General features: G+C 63.7%; 21 protein-coding genes and 1 tRNA gene. 9 read left to right on the top strand and 13 right to left on the bottom strand.

All coding sequences use genetic code 11. The features are described 5' to 3' along the window. Positions 1 to 5 precede the first annotated feature (5 nt). From PARACOCCUSGL_RS0102525 to PARACOCCUSGL_RS0102490, 8 genes are all read right to left on the bottom strand, one after another. Positions 6 to 1,154 (bottom strand): D-alanyl-D-alanine carboxypeptidase family protein, encoded by a 1,149-nt coding sequence (locus PARACOCCUSGL_RS0102525; protein ID WP_010392714.1) that lies wholly within the window; start codon positions 1,152 to 1,154, stop codon positions 6 to 8. Positions 1,155 to 1,274: 120 nt separating this feature from the next. Beyond that, complete coding sequence (gene lexA / locus PARACOCCUSGL_RS0102520; RefSeq protein ID WP_010392711.1) at positions 1,275 to 1,973, bottom strand: transcriptional repressor LexA; 699 nt, start codon at positions 1,971 to 1,973, stop codon at positions 1,275 to 1,277. Between the two features lie 101 nt (positions 1,974 to 2,074). Then, entirely contained in the window at positions 2,075 to 3,256 is a 1,182-nt protein-coding gene (glp, locus tag PARACOCCUSGL_RS0102515; RefSeq protein WP_010392709.1) for a gephyrin-like molybdotransferase Glp, read from the bottom strand. A 12-nt stretch (positions 3,257 to 3,268) separates the two neighbouring features. Further along, complete coding sequence (moaC, locus tag PARACOCCUSGL_RS0102510; RefSeq protein ID WP_010392706.1) at positions 3,269 to 3,739, bottom strand: cyclic pyranopterin monophosphate synthase MoaC; 471 nt, start codon at positions 3,737 to 3,739, stop codon at positions 3,269 to 3,271. Next, the gene (trpC, locus tag PARACOCCUSGL_RS0102505; RefSeq protein ID WP_010392705.1) at positions 3,736 to 4,527 is read right to left on the bottom strand and encodes an indole-3-glycerol phosphate synthase TrpC; all 792 of its coding nucleotides are present in this window, start codon (positions 4,525 to 4,527) and stop codon (positions 3,736 to 3,738) included. Before trpC ends, moaC begins: the two co-directional genes overlap by 4 nt. 9 nt (positions 4,528 to 4,536) lie before the next feature. Next, a complete protein-coding gene (locus PARACOCCUSGL_RS0102500) occupies positions 4,537 to 5,205 on the bottom strand; it encodes a uracil-DNA glycosylase (RefSeq protein ID WP_010392704.1) in 669 nt (222 codons plus the stop codon). Further along, positions 5,198 to 6,238, bottom strand: a complete 1,041-nt coding sequence (gene trpD / locus PARACOCCUSGL_RS0102495; protein ID WP_010392702.1) for an anthranilate phosphoribosyltransferase — start codon at positions 6,236 to 6,238, stop codon at positions 5,198 to 5,200. Before trpD ends, PARACOCCUSGL_RS0102500 begins: the two co-directional genes overlap by 8 nt. Further along, a complete protein-coding gene (locus PARACOCCUSGL_RS0102490) occupies positions 6,235 to 6,825 on the bottom strand; it encodes an aminodeoxychorismate/anthranilate synthase component II (protein WP_010392699.1) in 591 nt (196 codons plus the stop codon). Before PARACOCCUSGL_RS0102490 ends, trpD begins: the two co-directional genes overlap by 4 nt. Before the next feature lie 156 nt (positions 6,826 to 6,981). Between PARACOCCUSGL_RS0102490 and PARACOCCUSGL_RS0102485 the strand changes: the two genes are divergently transcribed. The 5 genes from PARACOCCUSGL_RS0102485 (at position 6,982) to map (ending at position 13,240) form a co-directional block, all read left to right on the top strand. Beyond that, positions 6,982 to 7,656 (top strand): hypothetical protein, encoded by a 675-nt coding sequence (locus tag PARACOCCUSGL_RS0102485; RefSeq protein ID WP_010392698.1) that lies wholly within the window; start codon positions 6,982 to 6,984, stop codon positions 7,654 to 7,656. A 4-nt stretch (positions 7,657 to 7,660) separates the two neighbouring features. Then, entirely contained in the window at positions 7,661 to 8,836 is a 1,176-nt protein-coding gene (locus tag PARACOCCUSGL_RS0102480; RefSeq protein WP_010392697.1) for an aminotransferase, read from the top strand. 126 nt (positions 8,837 to 8,962) lie between these two features. Then, positions 8,963 to 10,942, top strand: coding sequence for a peptidylprolyl isomerase (locus tag PARACOCCUSGL_RS0102475; RefSeq protein ID WP_010392696.1), 1,980 nt, complete (start codon positions 8,963 to 8,965; stop codon positions 10,940 to 10,942). Continuing rightward, a complete protein-coding gene (trpE, locus tag PARACOCCUSGL_RS0102470; protein ID WP_010392695.1) occupies positions 10,942 to 12,444 on the top strand; it encodes an anthranilate synthase component I in 1,503 nt (500 codons plus the stop codon). Before PARACOCCUSGL_RS0102475 ends, trpE begins: the two co-directional genes overlap by 1 nt. Before the next feature lie 46 nt (positions 12,445 to 12,490). Next, the gene (gene map / locus PARACOCCUSGL_RS0102465) at positions 12,491 to 13,240 is read left to right on the top strand and encodes a type I methionyl aminopeptidase (protein WP_010392693.1); all 750 of its coding nucleotides are present in this window, start codon (positions 12,491 to 12,493) and stop codon (positions 13,238 to 13,240) included. A 63-nt stretch (positions 13,241 to 13,303) separates the two neighbouring features. On the opposite strand, the gene gpt is transcribed toward map, so the two are convergent. The 3 genes from gpt to fabI are packed head-to-tail and all read right to left on the bottom strand — an operon-like array spanning position 13,304 to position 15,250. Beyond that, a complete protein-coding gene (gene gpt / locus PARACOCCUSGL_RS0102460; protein ID WP_010392691.1) occupies positions 13,304 to 13,801 on the bottom strand; it encodes a xanthine phosphoribosyltransferase in 498 nt (165 codons plus the stop codon). A 9-nt stretch (positions 13,802 to 13,810) separates the two neighbouring features. Further along, positions 13,811 to 14,413, bottom strand: a complete 603-nt coding sequence (locus PARACOCCUSGL_RS0102455) for a LysE family translocator (protein ID WP_010392688.1) — start codon at positions 14,411 to 14,413, stop codon at positions 13,811 to 13,813. A 9-nt stretch (positions 14,414 to 14,422) separates the two neighbouring features. Then, complete coding sequence (gene fabI, locus PARACOCCUSGL_RS0102450) at positions 14,423 to 15,250, bottom strand: enoyl-ACP reductase FabI (RefSeq protein WP_029371364.1); 828 nt, start codon at positions 15,248 to 15,250, stop codon at positions 14,423 to 14,425. Positions 15,251 to 15,333: 83 nt separating this feature from the next. Between fabI and pdxH the strand changes: the two genes are divergently transcribed. From pdxH to PARACOCCUSGL_RS0102430, 4 genes are all read left to right on the top strand, one after another. Continuing rightward, complete coding sequence (gene pdxH, locus PARACOCCUSGL_RS0102445; RefSeq protein ID WP_010392684.1) at positions 15,334 to 15,996, top strand: pyridoxamine 5'-phosphate oxidase; 663 nt, start codon at positions 15,334 to 15,336, stop codon at positions 15,994 to 15,996. A gap of 130 nt (positions 15,997 to 16,126) precedes the next feature. Continuing rightward, positions 16,127 to 16,720: a cold-shock protein gene (locus PARACOCCUSGL_RS0102440; protein WP_010392683.1), complete on the top strand. Its 594-nt coding sequence runs from the start codon at positions 16,127 to 16,129 to the stop codon at positions 16,718 to 16,720. Further along, positions 16,717 to 17,211, top strand: a complete 495-nt coding sequence (locus tag PARACOCCUSGL_RS0102435; RefSeq protein WP_029371362.1) for a DUF192 domain-containing protein — start codon at positions 16,717 to 16,719, stop codon at positions 17,209 to 17,211. Before PARACOCCUSGL_RS0102440 ends, PARACOCCUSGL_RS0102435 begins: the two co-directional genes overlap by 4 nt. 74 nt (positions 17,212 to 17,285) lie before the next feature. Beyond that, positions 17,286 to 17,362 (top strand) — tRNA-Pro (locus tag PARACOCCUSGL_RS0102430). Between the two features lie 8 nt (positions 17,363 to 17,370). Here the strand turns inward: PARACOCCUSGL_RS0102430 and PARACOCCUSGL_RS0102425 are convergent. Continuing rightward, complete coding sequence (locus PARACOCCUSGL_RS0102425; protein ID WP_138918270.1) at positions 17,371 to 17,628, bottom strand: hypothetical protein; 258 nt, start codon at positions 17,626 to 17,628, stop codon at positions 17,371 to 17,373. A 198-nt stretch (positions 17,629 to 17,826) separates the two neighbouring features. Then, positions 17,827 to 17,934, bottom strand: a 108-nt coding sequence (locus tag PARACOCCUSGL_RS21740; protein ID WP_010392676.1) for an ATP-binding protein, incomplete at its 5' end; no start/stop codon positions are given.

Genomic DNA, 17,934 nt, shown 5'->3' with positions numbered 1-17,934 from the left:
CGGCCTCAGTTCCGCACGGCTTTATAAGCTTTTTCGCCCAGACGCATGGCGGCGCCCTGCATCCGGCCCAGGACCCCGGTGCGGGCGACATCGCTTGCGGCCAAAAGCGGCAAACGCGACTGCCCGGCGCCGGGGATGGTCACGACCAGCTCACCCAAGCGGTCACCCTGGGTGATCGGTGCCTCGATGGGGCCACGAAACACTGCTTCGGCGGTGACGCCGGATTGCGAGCCGGCCGGGATCAGCACCTTGACGCCATCGGCGGTGGTCAGGCCAACCCTGCTTTTGCTGCCAAGCCAGACCGGAGCTTGGGCAACAATCTCACCCTTGGGGACGATGGTTTTCATGGTGAACTGGCGATAGGCCCAGTTGACGATACGCTCGGCCTCTTCGGCGCGGGCCTTTTCGCTGGGAAGGCCCGTGATCACAAAAATCACGCGGCGGTCGCCCTGAACCGCCGAGCCGACAAGGCCATAGCCCGCCTCTTGGGTATGGCCGGTTTTCAGCCCGTCCGCGCCGATGCCAAGCTTGAGCAGCGGGTTGCGGTTAAAGCGGTTTGCCGGGGCGCGATTGTCAAAGCGGAATTCCTCGATGGCAAAATTCCTGTAAAGCTCGGGGAAGTCGCTGATCAGGTGCTGTGCCAGAATACCCAGATCATGTGCGGACATGCGGTGACGGGGATCGGGCCAGCCCGAGGCATTGGCAAAGGTCGATTGGGTCAGCCCCAACTGCCGGCCGCGTTCGGTCATCTGACGGGCAAAAGCTTCTTCGGTGCCGGCAAGCCCCTCGGCCACCACAACGCAGGCATCATTGCCGGAAAGCACGATGATGCCCTTGATCAGCTCTTCGACCGTGGGGCGGTCCTGTTCGTTCAGGAACATGGTCGAACCCTGCATCTGCCGGGCCTTGGTCGAGACGGGCAGGCGGGTATCAAGCTGTACCCGACCCTCATGCAGGGCCTCGAACAGCATATAGATGGTCATCAGCTTGGACATCGAGGCCGGGGGCAGGGCCTCATCGGCATTCTTTTCCATCAACACGGTGCCGGTCGCCACATCATAGACCCAGGCCGCGCGGGCATTGGTGTCGAAAGCCCGCGCCGGCAGAGCTAGCATCATGACCAGAGCGAGGATGTGAAGTGTCAGAGCGCGCATGGATTGTCCTTGACCTGTCGCCTTTGGGCCATGGTTACCCCAGCCGGTCGAAACCCGCAACGCCACCCGGCCATTCGTGCCGCGCAATTGAACAGGAAACAGAGCCCTTTGGCCCTGAGCCTAGTAGCTGCGGATCAACCCGACGAGGCGGCCCTGGATGCGTACCTTGTCTTCGGGCAGGACGCGGGTTTCATAAGCAGAGTTCGCGGCCTCAAGCGCGATCATGCCGCCCTTGCGGCGGAAACGCTTCAGCGTCACTTCCTGGCTTTCGATCAGCGCCACCACGATATCGCCATTATCGGCAATGTCCTGTTCACGGATCACCACCACATCGCCATCGTTAATCCCGGCCTCGATCATCGAGTCGCCGCGCACTTCAAGCGCATAGTGACGATCCTGACCTGCGAGCATTGAGCCCGGCACGGCGATGTGATGTGAGATTTCCGAGATCGCCTCGATCGGAACACCGGCGGCGATGCGGCCCATCACCGGCAGCTCAACAGCCGAGGCCGCAACATCCATCGCGCCGCGCGGCAGGGGGCCGGGCCGACCGGGGGCCGATCCGTCGATCACACGGGGTTGAAAACCCGTGCCTTTGCTAAGGCTGTCGGGCAGGCGGACGATTTCCAGTGCCCGCGCGCGATGGGGCAGGCGGCGGATGAAACCACGCTCCTCCAGCGCGGTCACAAGCCTGTGGATCCCCGATTTGGAGCGCAGGTCCAGCGCCAGCTTCATCTCGTCAAAAGAGGGTGGAACCCCGTCGCGGGCCATGCGCGCCTGAATGAATTCAAGAAGCTGGATCTGTTTCTTTGTCAGCATGCCTTGCCCCCGATCTGCTGCGGCGCCACCATGTTCATTGAATGTTCTAGCGCAGGTCCTGTGTTGCGTCAATCTTTATGGCGATTCGGGTAAATGGCCGGTTAACGCTGCTGGAGCGGCAGGTAATTTACCCGCTCTCCGGCCTTGCGTGCGGGATCATCTGCGGGGCGGATCAGCAGCGCATCAGCCTGGGCGAGTACCCACAGCCGCGCGGAATCCTGGTCGGCAAAGGGTTCGATCACGGGTATACCGTCGCCCGCCGACAGCTGCGCCCGCAGGTAGTGTTGACGATTTCCTTCGGGGGGCAGATCGCGCCCCAGCACCGCCTGCAGCGGCTCGGGGCCCGGTGGCAGGCCCTGCATGGCGCGGATCAGTGGCTGCATGAAGAGTTTTGCGCAAACCACGGCAGAGACGGGGTTTCCGGGCAGACCCAGCATGGCCGCATTGGCGATCCGCCCGGCCATCAGCGGTTTGCCGGGCCGCATGGCAAGCTTATAAAAAGCGCGTTCCATGCCAAGATCGGCTGCAACCTTGGCGATCAGGTCGTGATCTCCGACCGAGGCTCCGCCAATGGTGACGATCAGGTCGCAGCCCTCGGCCTCGGCAAAGCGATCGCGCAGGCTTTCCTCGGTGTCGCGGGCAAGAGGCAGGACGATTGGCTCGGCCCCCGCCTCGCGCGCCAATGCAGCGATGGCGATGTCGTTCGAACTGATGATCTGGCCCGGCGCGGGGTCAGAACCGGGGCGCACAAGCTCATCCCCACCTGCCAATACGGCGATGCGGGGGCGGCGTGCGACCGTCAGACGAGGCACGTTCATTGCAGCGAGCAACGCCAGATCTGCCGGGCGCAGCGGGCGGGCGGGCTGGAACTCGTGACCTTCGGCAAAGTCGTTTCCGCGTGCACGGATATTCAGGTTCTGGCCGGCATCCGCGACGGTGATCTGGTCCTCATCACGGGTAACGATTTCCTGCATGACAACACGGTCATAACCCGCCGGGACCGGGGCGCCGGTAAAGATGCGAATGGCGGTCCCAGGCGCGGGTTCACCCTGCCAAGGCTGACCAGCGGCGGCGGTTCCGATCACGGATAGCGGGCCGGGAAGGTCGGCCGAACGCAGCGCATATCCATCCATGGCTGCGGCATCAAAAGGGGGCTGCGTCAGCCGCGCAACGGCGGGCGCGATCATGGCGCGGCCAAGCGCATGTTCCAGCGCAATCTGCTCAGGTTCGGGCGGGCGGGCAAGGGCCAGAACGCGGGCGCGGGCTTCTTCGACGCTGATCATGGTTTCCCCCTTTCAGGGCGCGCGAAAATCGCCGGACTTGCCACCTGTTTTAGAGAGCAGGCGGATGCTTTCGATACGCATGTCCTTTTGCGCGGCCTTGAGCATGTCATAAACCGTCAGACAGGCGGTCGAGACAGCGGTCAGCGCCTCCATCTCGACGCCGGTCTTGCCGGTGGTGCGGACGGTGGCGGTGACCCGGATGCCGGGCAGCGCGGGTTCGGCCACAAGATCGACCGAGACCTTGGTAATCGGCAGCGGATGGCAAAGCGGGATCAGATCCGAGGTGCGCTTGGCCCCCATGATCCCGGCAAGCCGCGCAACGCCCATCACATCGCCCTTGGCCGCGCCACCCTGAGCCAGCGCCAGCGTTCCGGCTGACATCAGCACCACCCCCTCGGCCACCGCCTCGCGCGTTGTTTCGGGCTTTTGCGAGACATCGACCATATGGGCCTGTCCCTGAGCGTCGAAATGGGTCAGGCTCATGCCGCGAGGCCCAGGATGTTGCGGGTGGCGCCGGTGACGTCCTCTTGCCGCATCAGGCTTTCGCCGATGAGGAAACGGCGCACCCCGGCCTCGGCCATACGGTCAAGGTCGGCGGGCGTGAACAGCCCGCTTTCGCACACTAAATCACGGTCGGCGGGCACATGCGGCGCCAGATCCAGCGTCGTGTTCAGGCTGACCTCAAAGGTCTTGAGATTGCGGTTGTTCACCCCGATCAGCGGGGATTTCAGCCTTAGCGCGCGGTCGAGTTCGGCGCGGTCATGCACCTCGATCAGCGCGTCCATACCCCAGTGAAAGGCCGCGTCCTGCAATTCAGCGGCCAGCGCATCATCGACCGAGGCCATGATGATCAGGATACAATCCGCCCCCCAGGCGCGGGCTTCGGCCACCTGATAGGTATCGTACAGGAAATCCTTGCGCAGCACAGGCAGATCACAGGCCGCGCGCGCGGCGGTCAGAAACTCCGGCGCGCCCTGAAAGCTGGGGGCGTCGGTCAGAACCGAAAGGCAGGCCGCGCCACCTTGCTGATAGGCGCGGGCCAGGGCTGGCGGGTCGAAATCGGGTCGGATCAGACCCTTTGAGGGGCTGGCCTTCTTGATCTCGGCGATCAGCGCATGGCCGGTCTCGGCCTTTTCACTCAGCGCACGGGCAAACCCCCGGGGGGCGCCGGCGGCGCGGGCGGCGGCCTCAATCCCTGCCAGCGGCCGGGCGGCCTTGGCGGCTGCGATTTCTTCAAGCTTATAGGACTTGATGCGGTCAAGAATATCCATGGTTCAGCTTTACCCCGCAGCGGCGGTTTCGGAAAGGGCCCAGTCGATGCCGGGCTGGCCTTGGGCTTGCAGCCAGTCGTTCACCTGGCTGAAGGGGCGCGAGCCGAAAAAGCCCCGCCGCGCCGACAGGGGCGAGGGATGGGTGCTTTCGATCACCAGATCCTGTGGGCGCGGCAGCCCGGCCAGTGCCTTTTGTGCATGTCCGCCCCAAAGGATAAAGGCCAAGGGACGGACCTGTTGCGCGCGGGCGACGGCCTGACGCGCCAGCCTGTCCCAGCCCCATTTTGCATGTGCCCCGGCCTGACCGGGCGGCACGGAAAGCGAGGTGTTGAGCAGCAGCACCCCGGCTCTTGCCCAATGGCTCAGATCGCCGTTTGCAGGTGCTGCGCCGATATCCTCGCGCATCTCGGCATAGATGTTTTTCAGTGAGCGTGGCAGCGCGGTTTCCGGCGTTACCGAAAAGGCCAGCCCGTTCGCATGGCCGGGCGTGGGGTAGGGGTCTTGCCCCAGGATGACCACCCGCACATTTTCAGGCGGCGTCAGCTCAAGCGCCGCAAAGACCCGCGCGGGACCCGGCAGCCAGTCATGGCCGCGCAGCCGGGCGGCGATACCCGGCCAGTCCTGTCGAAAGAATGGCAGATCGGCCCATGCGCGGGGGGAGGCGATATCCTCAGTCATGCGGTTCGGGCGGGGCGCCGACCTCGGCTGCCAGCGCGGCAAGCTTGGCCTTGGCCTTGCCGCTGTCGATCGAGTCGCGGGCGATCTCGACCCCTTCCCGCAGATCGGCGGCCTTGCCCGCGATCAGCAGCGCAGCCGAGGCGTTCAGCAATACCGCATCGCGGTAGGCCCCCGCAGCGCCATCAAGCAGCGCCCTCAGTGCGGCGGCATTCTCGGCAGGCTCTCCGCCCAGAATCGCCTCAAAGGGGTGGATCGGCAGGCCTGCGTCCTCGGGCGTGATCTCGAATTCGGTGATCTCGCCGTCCTTGAGCTGCGCAACCCAGGTCGGCGCAGCAATCGAGATTTCATCCGTGCCGTCGCCGCCATGCACCAGCCATGCGCATTCCGAGCCAAGCGTGCGCAGCGTCTCAGCCATCGGACGGTTCCAGACCTTATCGAACGTCCCGGTAAGCTGACGTTTGACAAGGCCGGGGTTCGTCATCGGCCCCAGCAGGTTAAAGATCGTCCGCGTCCCCAGTTCGGCCCGTGCGGGACCAACATGGCGCATGGCCGGGTGATGCACCGGGGCCATCATGAAGCAGATCCCCGTTGTCGCCAAAGCATGCTCGGCAATCTCGGGGGTGGACATCACATTCAGTCCCAGATGGGTCAGCGCGTCCGCCGAGCCGGATTTTGAGGACAGGTTGCGATTACCGTGCTTGGCAACCGGTACGCCTGCGCCTGCGACGACAAAGGCCGTGGCGGTCGAGATGTTCAGCGTGCCCTTACCGTCGCCGCCGGTCCCGACGATGTCGACAGCCCCTTCGGGGGCGTCGATGCGGTTCATGCGGGCGCGCATGGCGCGGGTCGCGGCGGCCATTTCCTCGACCGTTTCGCCGCGCACGCGCATCGCCATCAGCAGCCCGCCGATCTGGGCGGGGGTGGCGGCACCTTCGAACAGCGCGGAAAAGGCGGCCTCGGCCTCGGCCCCGGTCAGCGGGCGGGTGGCGGCAAGGCCGATCAGCGGGCGGATGTCGGTGCGTGCGGCCTTCATGCGGCGGCGTCCACATTCTGGCAGCGGCGCAGGAAATTGCGGATCATGTCGTGACCGTATTCCGAGGCGATGCTTTCGGGGTGGAACTGCACGCCCTCGACCGGCAGGGTCTTGTGCATCAGTCCCATGATGGTGCCATCCGCTGCGGTGGCGGTGACGCTCAGGCAGTCGGGCAGGCTTTCCGGTTCGACCGCGAGCGAGTGATAGCGCGTCGCGGTCAGTGGCGAAGGCAGCCCGGCAAAGACGCCGACGCCCTGATGCGTGATGGCGTCGGTTTTGCCATGAACGATGCGGCAGGCGCGCACGACTTTGCCGCCGAATGCCTCACCGATGGCCTGATGACCAAGGCAGACACCCAAAAGCGGTACGCCCTTTTCCGCTGCTGCCTGGATCAGCGGTACGATGATCCCTGCTTGCGACGGGGTGCAGGGCCCGGGCGAGATCACGATTCCCTGTGCCCCCATGGTCAGCGCCTCGTCCACGCTCAGCACGTCGTTGCGGCGGACGACGACCTCGGCCCCGGCCTCGCCCATGTAATGGACAAGGTTCCAGGTAAAGCTGTCGTAATTGTCGATGAGCAGGATCATGGCGGGCGCCTTGCATTGGGGGGTGAACCCCGGAAAGTCTGCGGCTATAGATGGTCCAAAGCCTTGCGGCCGGTCAAGACCGCGGGGCAAGAAAAACCTTGCCGGGCATATGCAGCTTGGCATTAAGGCGGCGTAGGGCAAGGACTGGGCGGGGGCATGGCAAAAGGGTTTGCGTCAGGTCTGGTTCATGGCGTGCTGGTCTGCGCAGCGGGGCTGGCGGCGCTGTCCCTGACCTTGCCGCAACCTCCGCGCCCCAAGGCAGCCGCCGATCCCGGCCCCGCAGTCGAGGCGTTGTCCGTCCCGGCTGGATCGGAATTTTCACGCGCCAGCGATATGGAACCCGAGGCCCCGGCGCCCCTGACCGCCGAGGCTGCACGGCCCGCCGTGCCGCAGGTCGGGCGTCCGGCGGACGAGACCGCGCCTGCGGCTGCCGATCCGGTCAGCCTGCGCCCCGATACCCCGGCCGAGGCACCCGCCGCGCCCGAGATCGCATTGCCCGAGCCCGATCCGATCGACCTGCCTGAACCGGCGGGCGAGGCGCCGATTCCCGTGCCGCCGCCCGGTCAGGTTGTGGTGCCGGGCCTCGACCGTGCGCCCGAAAGGGCATTGTTTGTCCCCGCGCCCCCGACCGATGCGTCACCGGCAAGCGATACGCCTGCCGCCCCGGGCCAGCCCGCCGACGAACCGCCGACGGTTGAGGCTGCTGCCAATCCCGATTCACAGCTACCCATTTCAGATCCCGAGCCTCAACACCGCGCCGCGCCTGCGCCCGGATCGGGTTTCGATCTGTCCCTTCCGCCCGATTTCGATGCCCTGCACCTGACTGAATAAGCCCATGCTGCCCCTGAACCCAGCCCTTGCCGCTACCTTTCGTCCGCCCGTGATGGAGGCGCGGCGCTGGCTTGAGGGGCTTAGCCTGCCTGCCGGGCTGCCTTTGATCAATCTAAGTCAGGCCGCCCCGGTCGAACCCCCGCCCGAGCCCCTGCGCCGGGCGATGGCTCAGGCGGCGCTGGAGCAGCCAGACGCGCATCTTTACGGTCCCGTCCTTGGCCGGGCCGAGCTGCGCGAGGCGGTGGCGGGCGAATGGTCGCGTGCTTATCATGCCACGATCCAGCCCGGTCAGGTTGCAATCACCCAAGGCTGCAATCAGGCGTTTTGTGCAGCGATCCTGACGCTGGCCGCCGCGGGGGATGAGGTGATTCTGCCCACGCCCTGGTACTTCAACCACAAGATGTGGCTGGACATGCAGGGCATCCGCGCGGTGCCGCTGCATTGCGGCCCGGATATGATCCCCGAGGCCAGCGCGGCCGCGCGGCTGATTTCGGACCGCAGCCGGGCCATTGTGCTGGTCAGCCCCAACAACCCCTCGGGTGCCGAATACCCGGCCGAGACCTTGCGCGCCTTTTGCGAGCTGGCCCGTTCGCGCGGCCTCGCGCTGATCCTGGATGAGACCTACCGCGATTTCGATGCGCGTGAGGGCGCACCGCATGATCTTTTCTCTGATCCCGACTGGGGCGATACGCTGATCCACCTTTACAGCTTTTCCAAAGCATATCGCCTGACAGGTCATCGCATCGGGGCGCTGATCGCCAGCGCCACCCGTATGATCGAGGTGGAAAAGGTGCTGGATACGCTGGCTATCTGCGCCAGCCAGATTGGTCAGATCGGCGCGGCCTGGGGCATGGCCCATCTGCGCGACTGGCTGGCGGGTGAGCGGGCCGAGATTCTTGCCCGGCGCACCGCCATGGCCGAGGGGATGGCACAGCTGTCAGGCTGGCGCATCAAGGGCTGCGGCGCCTATTTCGCCTGGGCCGAGCATCCCTACGACCTGTCGTCGCCGGAACTGGCGCAACGCCTGCTGTACAAGGTGGGGGTGCTGCTTTTGCCCGGCACGATGTTCATGCCCGAGGGCGATCCTGATGCCGCGCGCCATGTCCGCATCGCATTTGCCAATGCTGACCGTGAAGGCATCGCAGCACTGATCGGGCGGCTTGAGAGCTTTCGCCCCTGATCACCTTCCGACCCGAATGTGACCGCCAGGAGGCCGGGCAGGGCGTCGCGGCACTTGCCGCCGCAGCCTTGTCACCCTAAAGACTTTCGCTGACTGAATTGGCAATCGGCGAGGCAGGACGACAAGATGCGTGGCAAGGGCAAATCGACCATCGTCTGGTTGCTGATGGGTATGCTGGTTCTGGGGCTTGGTGGCTTTGGCGTCACCAATTTCTCGGGCGGGACCGCGGATATTGGCGCGGTGGGCAAGGTCTCGATCTCGGCCCAGGATTATGCCCGTGCGCTGCGCAGCGAGATGCAGGACTTTTCCGCCCGCGCCGGCCGCCAGATCACGGCGGTCGAGGCCAAGGCCATCGGCCTTGATCGCGCGGCACTTGGCCGGCTTTACACCGCCGCTGCGCTTGAGGCCGAGGCAAACCGGGTGGGCGTTTCGGTCGGTGACAAGGCGGTGGCCGATCAGATCGCCAATATCTCGACCTTTCGTGGGCTGAACGGGCGGTTTGATCGCAATCTTTACGCCGACCGGCTGCGCAGCGAAGGACTGCGCGAGGCCGAGTTTGAACAGGATCTGCGCATGGATATGGCCGGGCTGATCCTGCAGGACGCTGCTTTGGCCGGGGTCAGCGCCCCGCAACCGGTCGTGGCCCAGACCCAGGGCTGGCTGCTTGAGACCCGCGACATCCACTGGCGCGAGCTGACCGCCGAGGATCTGCCAGCGCCTGTGGCGACGCCGGATGATGCGACGCTGCAAGCCTGGCATCAGGCCAATGCCGAGAAATTCACCTCGCCCGAGATCCGCAAGATCACCTATGTCTGGCTGGTTCCCGAAATGCTGGAAGGCGAGGTCGAGGTTGATGAACAGGCGCTGCGCGACCTCTATCAAGAACGGATCGAAGAATTCCAGCAGCCCGAACGCCGCATGGTCGAACGTCTGGTCTTTCCGACCATGGCCGCTGCCGAAGAGGCGAAGGCCCGGATTGACCGGGGCGAGATCACCTTTGAGCAACTGGCCGGTGAGCGCGGCCTGACCCTTGGCGATATTGATCTGGGCGAGGTCAGCGAGGCTGAGCTGGGCGCGGCTGGCCCTGCGGTATTTGCACTTGATCAGCCCGGTGTCGCGGGCCCGGCAAGCTCGGATCTGGGGCCGGCGCTGTTCTCGATGAACGCGATTCTTGAGCCGCTGAATATCCCATTTGAACAGGCCAGGACCGATCTGCGCCTTGAGGCAGCCATTGACCGCGCCCGCCGTCAGATCGAGGAGCGTTCGGGCGAGTTCGCGGACCTTCTGGCGGGCGGGGCCACGCTTGAGGATATGGCCAAGGAAACCCCGATGAAGCTTGGCCAGATCGATTGGAGCACTGGGGCGGAGGCCGATCCAAACGGCATTGATGCCTATCCCGAGTTCCGCCAGCGCGCGGCAGAGTTGACCGAAAAAGACTTCCCCGAACTCTTTGAGACCGAGGATGGCGGCGTCTTTGCCCTGCGGCTGGACAAGATCGAGCCTCCGGCGCTGATCCCCTTTGATGAGGTGCGTGAGCGGGTGGCCGAGGACTGGACCCGGAACGAGATTCACCGGCAGCTTCTGGCACTGGCCGAAGAGCAGCGTGTCGCAGCCGAGGCGGCTGCCGAACCCGGCATTGAGCCGGCTCCGGCAGCGGCGACCGCTCCGGTCGCACAGGCCATCGGCGCGGCTGCGACCGGCGGCGGCGCGGCCGGGACCGGAACCGAGGCGGTTGCCAGCAATGGCGCGACCGCCGAGCCAAAACCCACGCCCGATCCCGGTGCGCCCGTGACCGGCCTTGCCCGTGGCGGCTTTATCAGCGGCGTGCCGCAAGAGGTGGTCACCCAGGCCTTTGAGATCGCTGCAGAAGGATCGACCGAGGTCGCGGATGCCGAAAACCGGGTGTTCCTTGTCACGCTTGACAAGATCCATCCTGCCGCGACCGAAGGTGACGAGGCGGCCCAGATCCGCGACACCATTGACGCCCGGCTGACGGATTCGCTGCGCCAGGATGTCTTTGACTACTTCACCCGCGCCCTGCAGGCCCAGGGCGGGGCGACCGTGAACCAGACCGCCGTCGAAGCGGTGAACGCACAGGTCCAGTAATGGATATCTCTCCTGATTTCGCGGCGTTTGAACGCGGCTGGGCCGAGGGCCGCAACCAGCTTCTGACCATCCGGCTTGCCGCTGATCTGGATACGCCGGTCAGCCTGATGCTGAAGCTGGCCGAGGCGGCGCCCAATTCCTTTATGCTGGAAAGCGTCACCGGCGGCGAGGTGCGGGGGCGTTATTCCTTTGTAGGGATGAAGCCCGACCTGATCTGGGAATGCCGCGACGGCAAGGCACGTATCAACCGCAATGCCCGCTATTCGGATGAATTCGTCACTGACGACCGCCCGGCGCTTGACAGTCTGCGGGCCCTGATCGCGGACAGCCGCATGAAGATGCCCGAGGGTGTACCTGCGGGCGCGGCCGGGCTTTTCGGCTATCTCGGCTATGACATGATCCGGCTGGTCGAGCGGTTGCCGGATGTGAACCCCGACCCGCTGGGGCTGCCCGATGCGATGATGATGCGGCCTTCGGTCGTAGCGGTGCTTGATGGGGTCAAGGGCGAGGTGCTGCTTTGCGCTCCGGCCTGGCATGACCCCGAGACACCCGCCCGTGCCGCCTATGCGCAGGCCGCCGAACGGGTGATGGAGGCGCTGCGCGCCCTTGACCGTCAGCCAAACGAGTCTCGCGCGCTGGGACAGGACCTGCAGGTGGGCGAGCTGCGCTCGAACTTCACGCGCGAGGGTTATCTGGCAGCGGTCGAAAAGGCCAGGGAATATATCCGCGCGGGCGACATCTTTCAGGTCGTGCCCTCGCAACGCTGGGCGATGGATTTCCCGCTGCCGCCCTTTGCGCTGTACCGCGCGTTGCGGCGCACCAACCCGTCGCCCTTTATGTTCTATCTGAACTTTGGCGGGTTCCAGATCGTCGGCGCCTCGCCCGAGATCCTCGTGCGGCTGCGCGAGGGGCAGGTCACGATCCGCCCCATCGCCGGCACCCGCCCGCGCGGCACGACCGCTGACGAGGATCGCGCGCTTGAGGCTGATCTGCTTGCCGATCAGAAAGAGCTGGCCGAGCATCTGATGCTGCTGGACCTTGGCCGCAACGACGTTGGCCGGGTGGCCAAGATGGGTACCGTCACCCCGACGGAACAGTTCATCGTCGAGCGTTATTCGCATGTGATGCATATTGTCTCGAATGTAGTTGGTGAATTGCGCGAAGGTGAGGATGCGTTGTCGGCGCTGCTGGCGGGGATGCCGGCAGGCACCGTCTCGGGCGCGCCAAAGGTCCGCGCGATGGAGATCATCGACGAGCTTGAGCCGGAAAAGCGCGGAGTCTATGCCGGGGGCGTAGGGTATTTCGCTGCCAATGGCGAGATGGACATGTGTATTGCCCTGCGTACCGGGGTGATCAAGGACGGCCAGCTTTACATTCAGGCGGGTGGCGGTGTCGTCTATGACAGCGACCCCGAGGCCGAGTTCATGGAGACCGTGAACAAAAGCCGGGCCCTGCGCCGCGCCGCCGAGGAAGCGGCGCGTTTCGTGCGCGGCAACGGTTAAGGGCGCGCGGGGCACGGGTCCCGTGCCATGACAGGAGTATGCGGGCATGACGATCACCAAGGCAGAAGAGCTGGATGGCCTGAAAGCCATCGGCAGGATCGTCGCGAATACCATGCATGCCATGGCCAGGGCGATCGAACCCGGCATGACCACCCGCGAACTGGATGAGATCGGCCGCCAGTTGCTGGAGGCCGAGGGCGCGGTTTCCGCCCCTCGCTCGACCTACGGCTTTCCCGGAACGACCTGTATCAGCGTGAACGAGGAAATCGCTCACGGTATCCCCGGGGACCGCGAAATCAGCCGGGGCGATCTGGTCAATATTGATGTCTCAGCCTCGAAGGATGGCTATTTCGCCGATACCGGTGCTTCGTTTCTGGTGGCGCCCAAATCCCCTTCGCTTGAGCGGCTTTGCCGGGATGGCAAGCGCGCGATGGAGATCGGCATTGAGCAAGTCGGCAGTGGCAAGCCGCTGGCCGGGATCGGCAAGGCGGTCGGGCGGTTCGCATCAAGCCGGGGCTATACACTGATCCGCAACCTGGCCAGTCACGGCATTGGCCGGGCGCTGCACGAAGAACCGGGCGAGATTGCGACCTGGCCGACGCGTGGTGACCGCCGTCACATCGACAAGGGTCTTGTGCTGACTGTCGAGCCGTTTCTGTCGATGGGAGGGATGTGGGCAACCGAAGGCGAAGATGGCTGGACGCTTTACAGCGAGCCCCGCGCAGCGGTTGTGCAATACGAACATACTGTGGTCGCAACCGACCGGGGCGCTATCGTCGTCACGATGCCGGGTTAAGCGCGGGGGTGCTGATCCGCGCTGTGGCCGCACATCAGGCTATGCGCGGCCACGAAGCGTCGATTAATCTTCGCCGCGATAAGGCTGGACGTATTGCAGCGCCATGTCCCAGGGGAAGAAGATCCAGGTGTCCTGGCTGACCTCGGTCACATAGGTCTGAACCATCGGCCGGCCTTTGGGCTTGGCATAGACCGTGGCGAAATGCGCCTTGGGATACATGGTGCGCACATGTTCCAGCGTGCGGCCGGAATCGACCAGATCGTCCACGACCAGAATACCGTCGCCGTCCTGCATGACCGCAGGATCAGGGGCCTTGAGAACCTGAACCTCGCCCCGCTCTTGCCCGCCCTTGCCGCGATAGGACTTGACCGAGATCGTGTCGATGACCCGGACATCAAGTTCCCGCGCGACGATCATCGCAGGCACCAGCCCGCCACGGGTGATGGCAAGGATGGCGCGCCAGTTCCGGTCCTCAAGCCGCCAGGCCAGCGCGCGCGCGTCACGGTGGATCTGGTCCCAGCTGATGTGAAAGCCGCGTTCATGGGGCAGGCGATCGGTCATGCAAGCTCCTTAAAGATTGACGATCAGTAACAGACCCAGCAGCGCCATGGCGACACCGGCCGTCCGGTCGATCCAGAATTTCGCTGCAAAATAGCGCGACCGCATACCCCCTGTCGACATCAGAACCGCAACCAGCGCGTACCAGAACAGCTCGGTTGCCAGACAGACAAGGTAAATCAGCGCCTGACGGCTGATCTGCATCGGCTCGGGAAAGACCGACAGAATCAGCGAGGCGTAAAACAGTGCTGGTTTGGGGTTCGAAAGATTAAGCGCGATCCCGCCCCAGAAACCTTTCGTCGCCCCACCGGCCGCATCGGGCAGCGGCCCGGTCGAGGCACGCCACAGCCCCCAGGCGAACCAGAGCAGATACAGCCCGCCAAAGATCTTGAGTGCCGAAAACAGTGCCGGGTGCAGTCTGAACAGCACTGCCAGCCCCGCCAAGGCGAACAGACACCACAGCGAAGCGCCCGTAGCCAGCCCCAGCGCATATGGCAGGGCGCGGCTACGGCCATGGGCAAAAGCAGTCTGCACGGTGGCGATGATCGCCGGGCCGGGTGTCAGAATCGCCAGTGACAGCGCCGAGATCAGAGCAAGGAACTGTTCGGCGCTCATCAGCGAAAATCAGTCCTTTTTCGCCGTTGCGATATCGGGCGCGTCCACCGCCTTCATGCCGACGATGTGATAGCCTGCATCGACGTGATGGGTTTCGCCGGTCACGCCCGAGCCAAGATCGGACAGCAGGTAAAGTGCCGAACGGCCGACCTCTTCCTGGCTGACATTGCGGCGCAGGGGCGAGTTCAGCTCATTCCATTTAAGGATATAGCGGAAATCACCGATACCCGAGGCGGCGAGGGTTTTGATCGGACCTGCCGAGATCGAGTTGACGCGGATGCCATCCTTGCCGAAATCCTCGGCCAGATAACGCACCGATGCCTCAAGCGCGGCCTTGGCGACGCCCATGACATTGTAATGCGGCATCACACGCTCGGCCCCGTAATAGGTCAGCGTCAGCATCGAGCCGCCATTCGGCATCATCGCGGCGGCGCGGCGCGCCACAGCGGTGAAGGAATAGACCGAAATGTCCATCGTCATCAGGAAATTGTCGCGGGTAGTATCCGCATAGCGGCCGCGCAGCTGTTCCTTGTCGGAAAATCCGATGGCATGAACGATAAAGTCGATGCTGTCCCAGCGCTGCTGCAGGGTGGTGAACAATGCGTCAATCGAATCTTCGTTCGACACATCGCATTCGGCCAGAAAATCGGACCCGACCTGTGCGGCCAGCGGCTCGACCCGGCGCCTGAGCGCCTCGCCCTGATATGAAAAGGCCAGCTCGGCCCCGTGATCCGCCAGCGTCTTGGCTATGCCCCACGCGATGGATTTGTCGTTTGCCAAGCCCATGATAAGGCCGCGGCGACCTTTCATCAGCCCCATACCGCCGTCACTTGACATGATGCTGTCCCTCGCGCTTCTTCGATTCCGGGCAGGATTAGGACAACTACCGAGAGGCATCAAGTGTTGGTAAGCAGGCAGCCATGAGCGATCGCAATGGAATTTTCGCCGGAGACGACCCTTTTGCCATAGCCCGCCGCTGGCTGGCCGAGGCCGGGAAAACCGAGCCGAACGACCCTAATGCCATGGCTTTGGCCACTGTCGATGACGCGGGTTTGCCCGATGTGCGCATGGTCCTGTTAAAAGATATCGAAGGTGCGGCGGCGGATGGCTCTTTCGTATTTTATACCAATTACGAAAGCGCCAAGGGCAGCCAGATCGAGGCGACGGGCGTTGCTGCGCTGGTTTTGCACTGGAAATCCCTGCGCCGCCAGATCCGGGTTCGTGGTCATGTCACCCGGGTCGAAGGCGAGGTGGCAGACGCCTATTATGCTTCGCGTCCCCTGCAATCGCGGATTGGCGCCTGGGCATCGCATCAAAGCCGTCCGCTTGCCAGCCGGGCCACGTTGATGGCCGAGGTCGCACGGCTGGGAATCAGCCTTGGCCTTAATCCTTCACGCCCTCCGCATTGGGGTGGATACCGTATCAGGCCGGTTGAGATCGAATTCTGGGCAGACGGCGCGTTTCGTCTGCATGACCGATTTCGTTGGATAAGATGCGATTCTGACGGCGAAAACAGGGAATTGAATGCAGCCGGGCAGGATATTACGCAAAGTTTCTGGCAAGTTTGCCGTCTTAGCCCTTGATGAGCGGGCAGGATTTATCCATGGTATGGAAAACCTGACCAATCTGGATTCACCTTCGCCTAGTTCTGGTCGAAGGAAGCAGGACCGGAGTTCGGGTTGTTTCTGGTTTTCAAACAGGTGACAGGACGACATGGAAGAAAACGACGAACAACAGCGCAAGATCGCGGGCGTCGTGAAATGGTTTGATGGCAGTAAGGGCTTTGGTTTTCTGACCGACCCTGAAGGTGGCTCCGACATTCTTCTTCATGCCAATGTGTTGAGGAACTTCGGTCAGAGCTCGGTTGCTGAAGGTGCTCATGTCGTGGCCGTAGTCCAGAAGACGCCGCGCGGCATGCAGGCAATCGAGGTGCTGGAGATCACGCCGCCTGCCAGCGAACCAATGCCCGCTATTGCCGATCTGTGCTCGGCCACGCCCGACGAGATCGCATGCCTACCGCTTTTGCCTGCACGGGTGAAATGGTTCGATAAAGCCAAAGGTTTTGGCTTTGCCAATATTTTCGCTGAAAAGGCCGATGTCTTTTTGCACATCGAGGTCTTGCGCCATTCGGGTTTTTCCGACCTGGCGGTGGGTGAGGCAATCGCTCTGCGTGTTGTAGATGGACGTAGGGGGATGATGGCCGCGCAAATCCTTTCCTGGGAAAGAGCAGCAATCGAAGCCCGGCAGTCGCAACCGGGGGGAGCGGCCGCGCTCGCTAAATTGCGGCTGGTCGCGAGCGCGGTATGAAGTTACGGGCCGTAACGGTTGTTCTAGCTTTTCTTGTTACAAATCAGTCTCCGGTCCTCGCGGCCTCATGCAACCCCGACCGGGCCCTGTTTCAGGGTCAGGATGGGGTGGTCGAGGTGTCGGTTGAAATCGCCGACACCCCCGAAACGCGGGCGCAAGGTCTGATGTTTCGCCGCGAGTTGCAGCGCGGCAAGGGTATGCTGTTTATCTATGAAACACCGCAACCGGTCAGTTTCTGGATGCGTAATACCCTTATCCCTCTCGACATGATCTTTATTGATGCGCGTGGAAAGGTCCGCCATGTCCACACGATGGCGCGGCCATTGGACGAGACATCGATTCCAGGCGCTGCACCCGGAGATGTCGCGCCAGAACGGCTGATGGTACTTGAGGTACCGGGCGGTGACGCGGCCCGGCTGGGTATTCGCCCCGGCATGGCGCTGTCCCACCCTCGTCTGCCGCAAGAGGCGGCGCTATCGCCCTGTGACTAGGCTGGTTACCGGTCTCGCGGTCGTTTTCCCCCTTTCCCCCGGCGCAGTCAGCGGCTAGACAGCTGGCTGAGGTCCGGGGCGTAGCGCAGCCTGGTAGCGCGACGGTTTTGGGTACCGTAGGCCGGAGGTTCGAATCCTCTCGCCCCGACCATCACTTAGCTATATTTCACCATGGCTGGTTTGCACTGCGATTTGCAGTTTTGTTCTGGATTCGGCTCGCTGCAACTTCTCAGCCAGCCCATTCGTCATGCTGGGTACTAGCGCCACATGGCGCTTAATCACTTTGGCCACGTGTTTGATCGACCAGCCCATATGGGTCGCGATTTCCTTCAGTTCGGCCCCGGCTTCGAGTAAGCGTGTCATCCCGACCATCATCACTCTTTCCGACAGGCTTTGAAAACGATTCTGAGCAAACATAAAGCGCCGGGGCTGATGGCATGCGCTTTTGCTCCCGTTTAGGGGGCGATTCGCTGTCGGCACGGTGTCAATCGGCGTTGCATGGTGGCCCCTTATCGGCGTCGCAAAGGGACCCCTCTGGCGATGTGGTGAGCAGGCCCGTGGCGGCGTAGCTTCCCAGCTGGCGCAGCCGAGGCGGGCCTGCGTTTTGGAGGTCGGTCAGGCTCGTGTTTTGATGCGCCAGCTGTCGTTGCCGGTTTCGACGATGTCGCAATGGTGATTGAGACGGTCGAGCAGGGCGGTGGTCATCTTCGCGTCTCCGAAGAC

It is taken from the genome of Paracoccus sp. TRP, assembly GCF_000185925.1.
GTDB lineage: Bacteria > Pseudomonadota > Alphaproteobacteria > Rhodobacterales > Rhodobacteraceae > Paracoccus > Paracoccus kondratievae.
The sequence above is the reverse complement of the archived record's forward strand: the minus strand, read 5'-3'. Positions and strand labels throughout refer to the sequence as shown.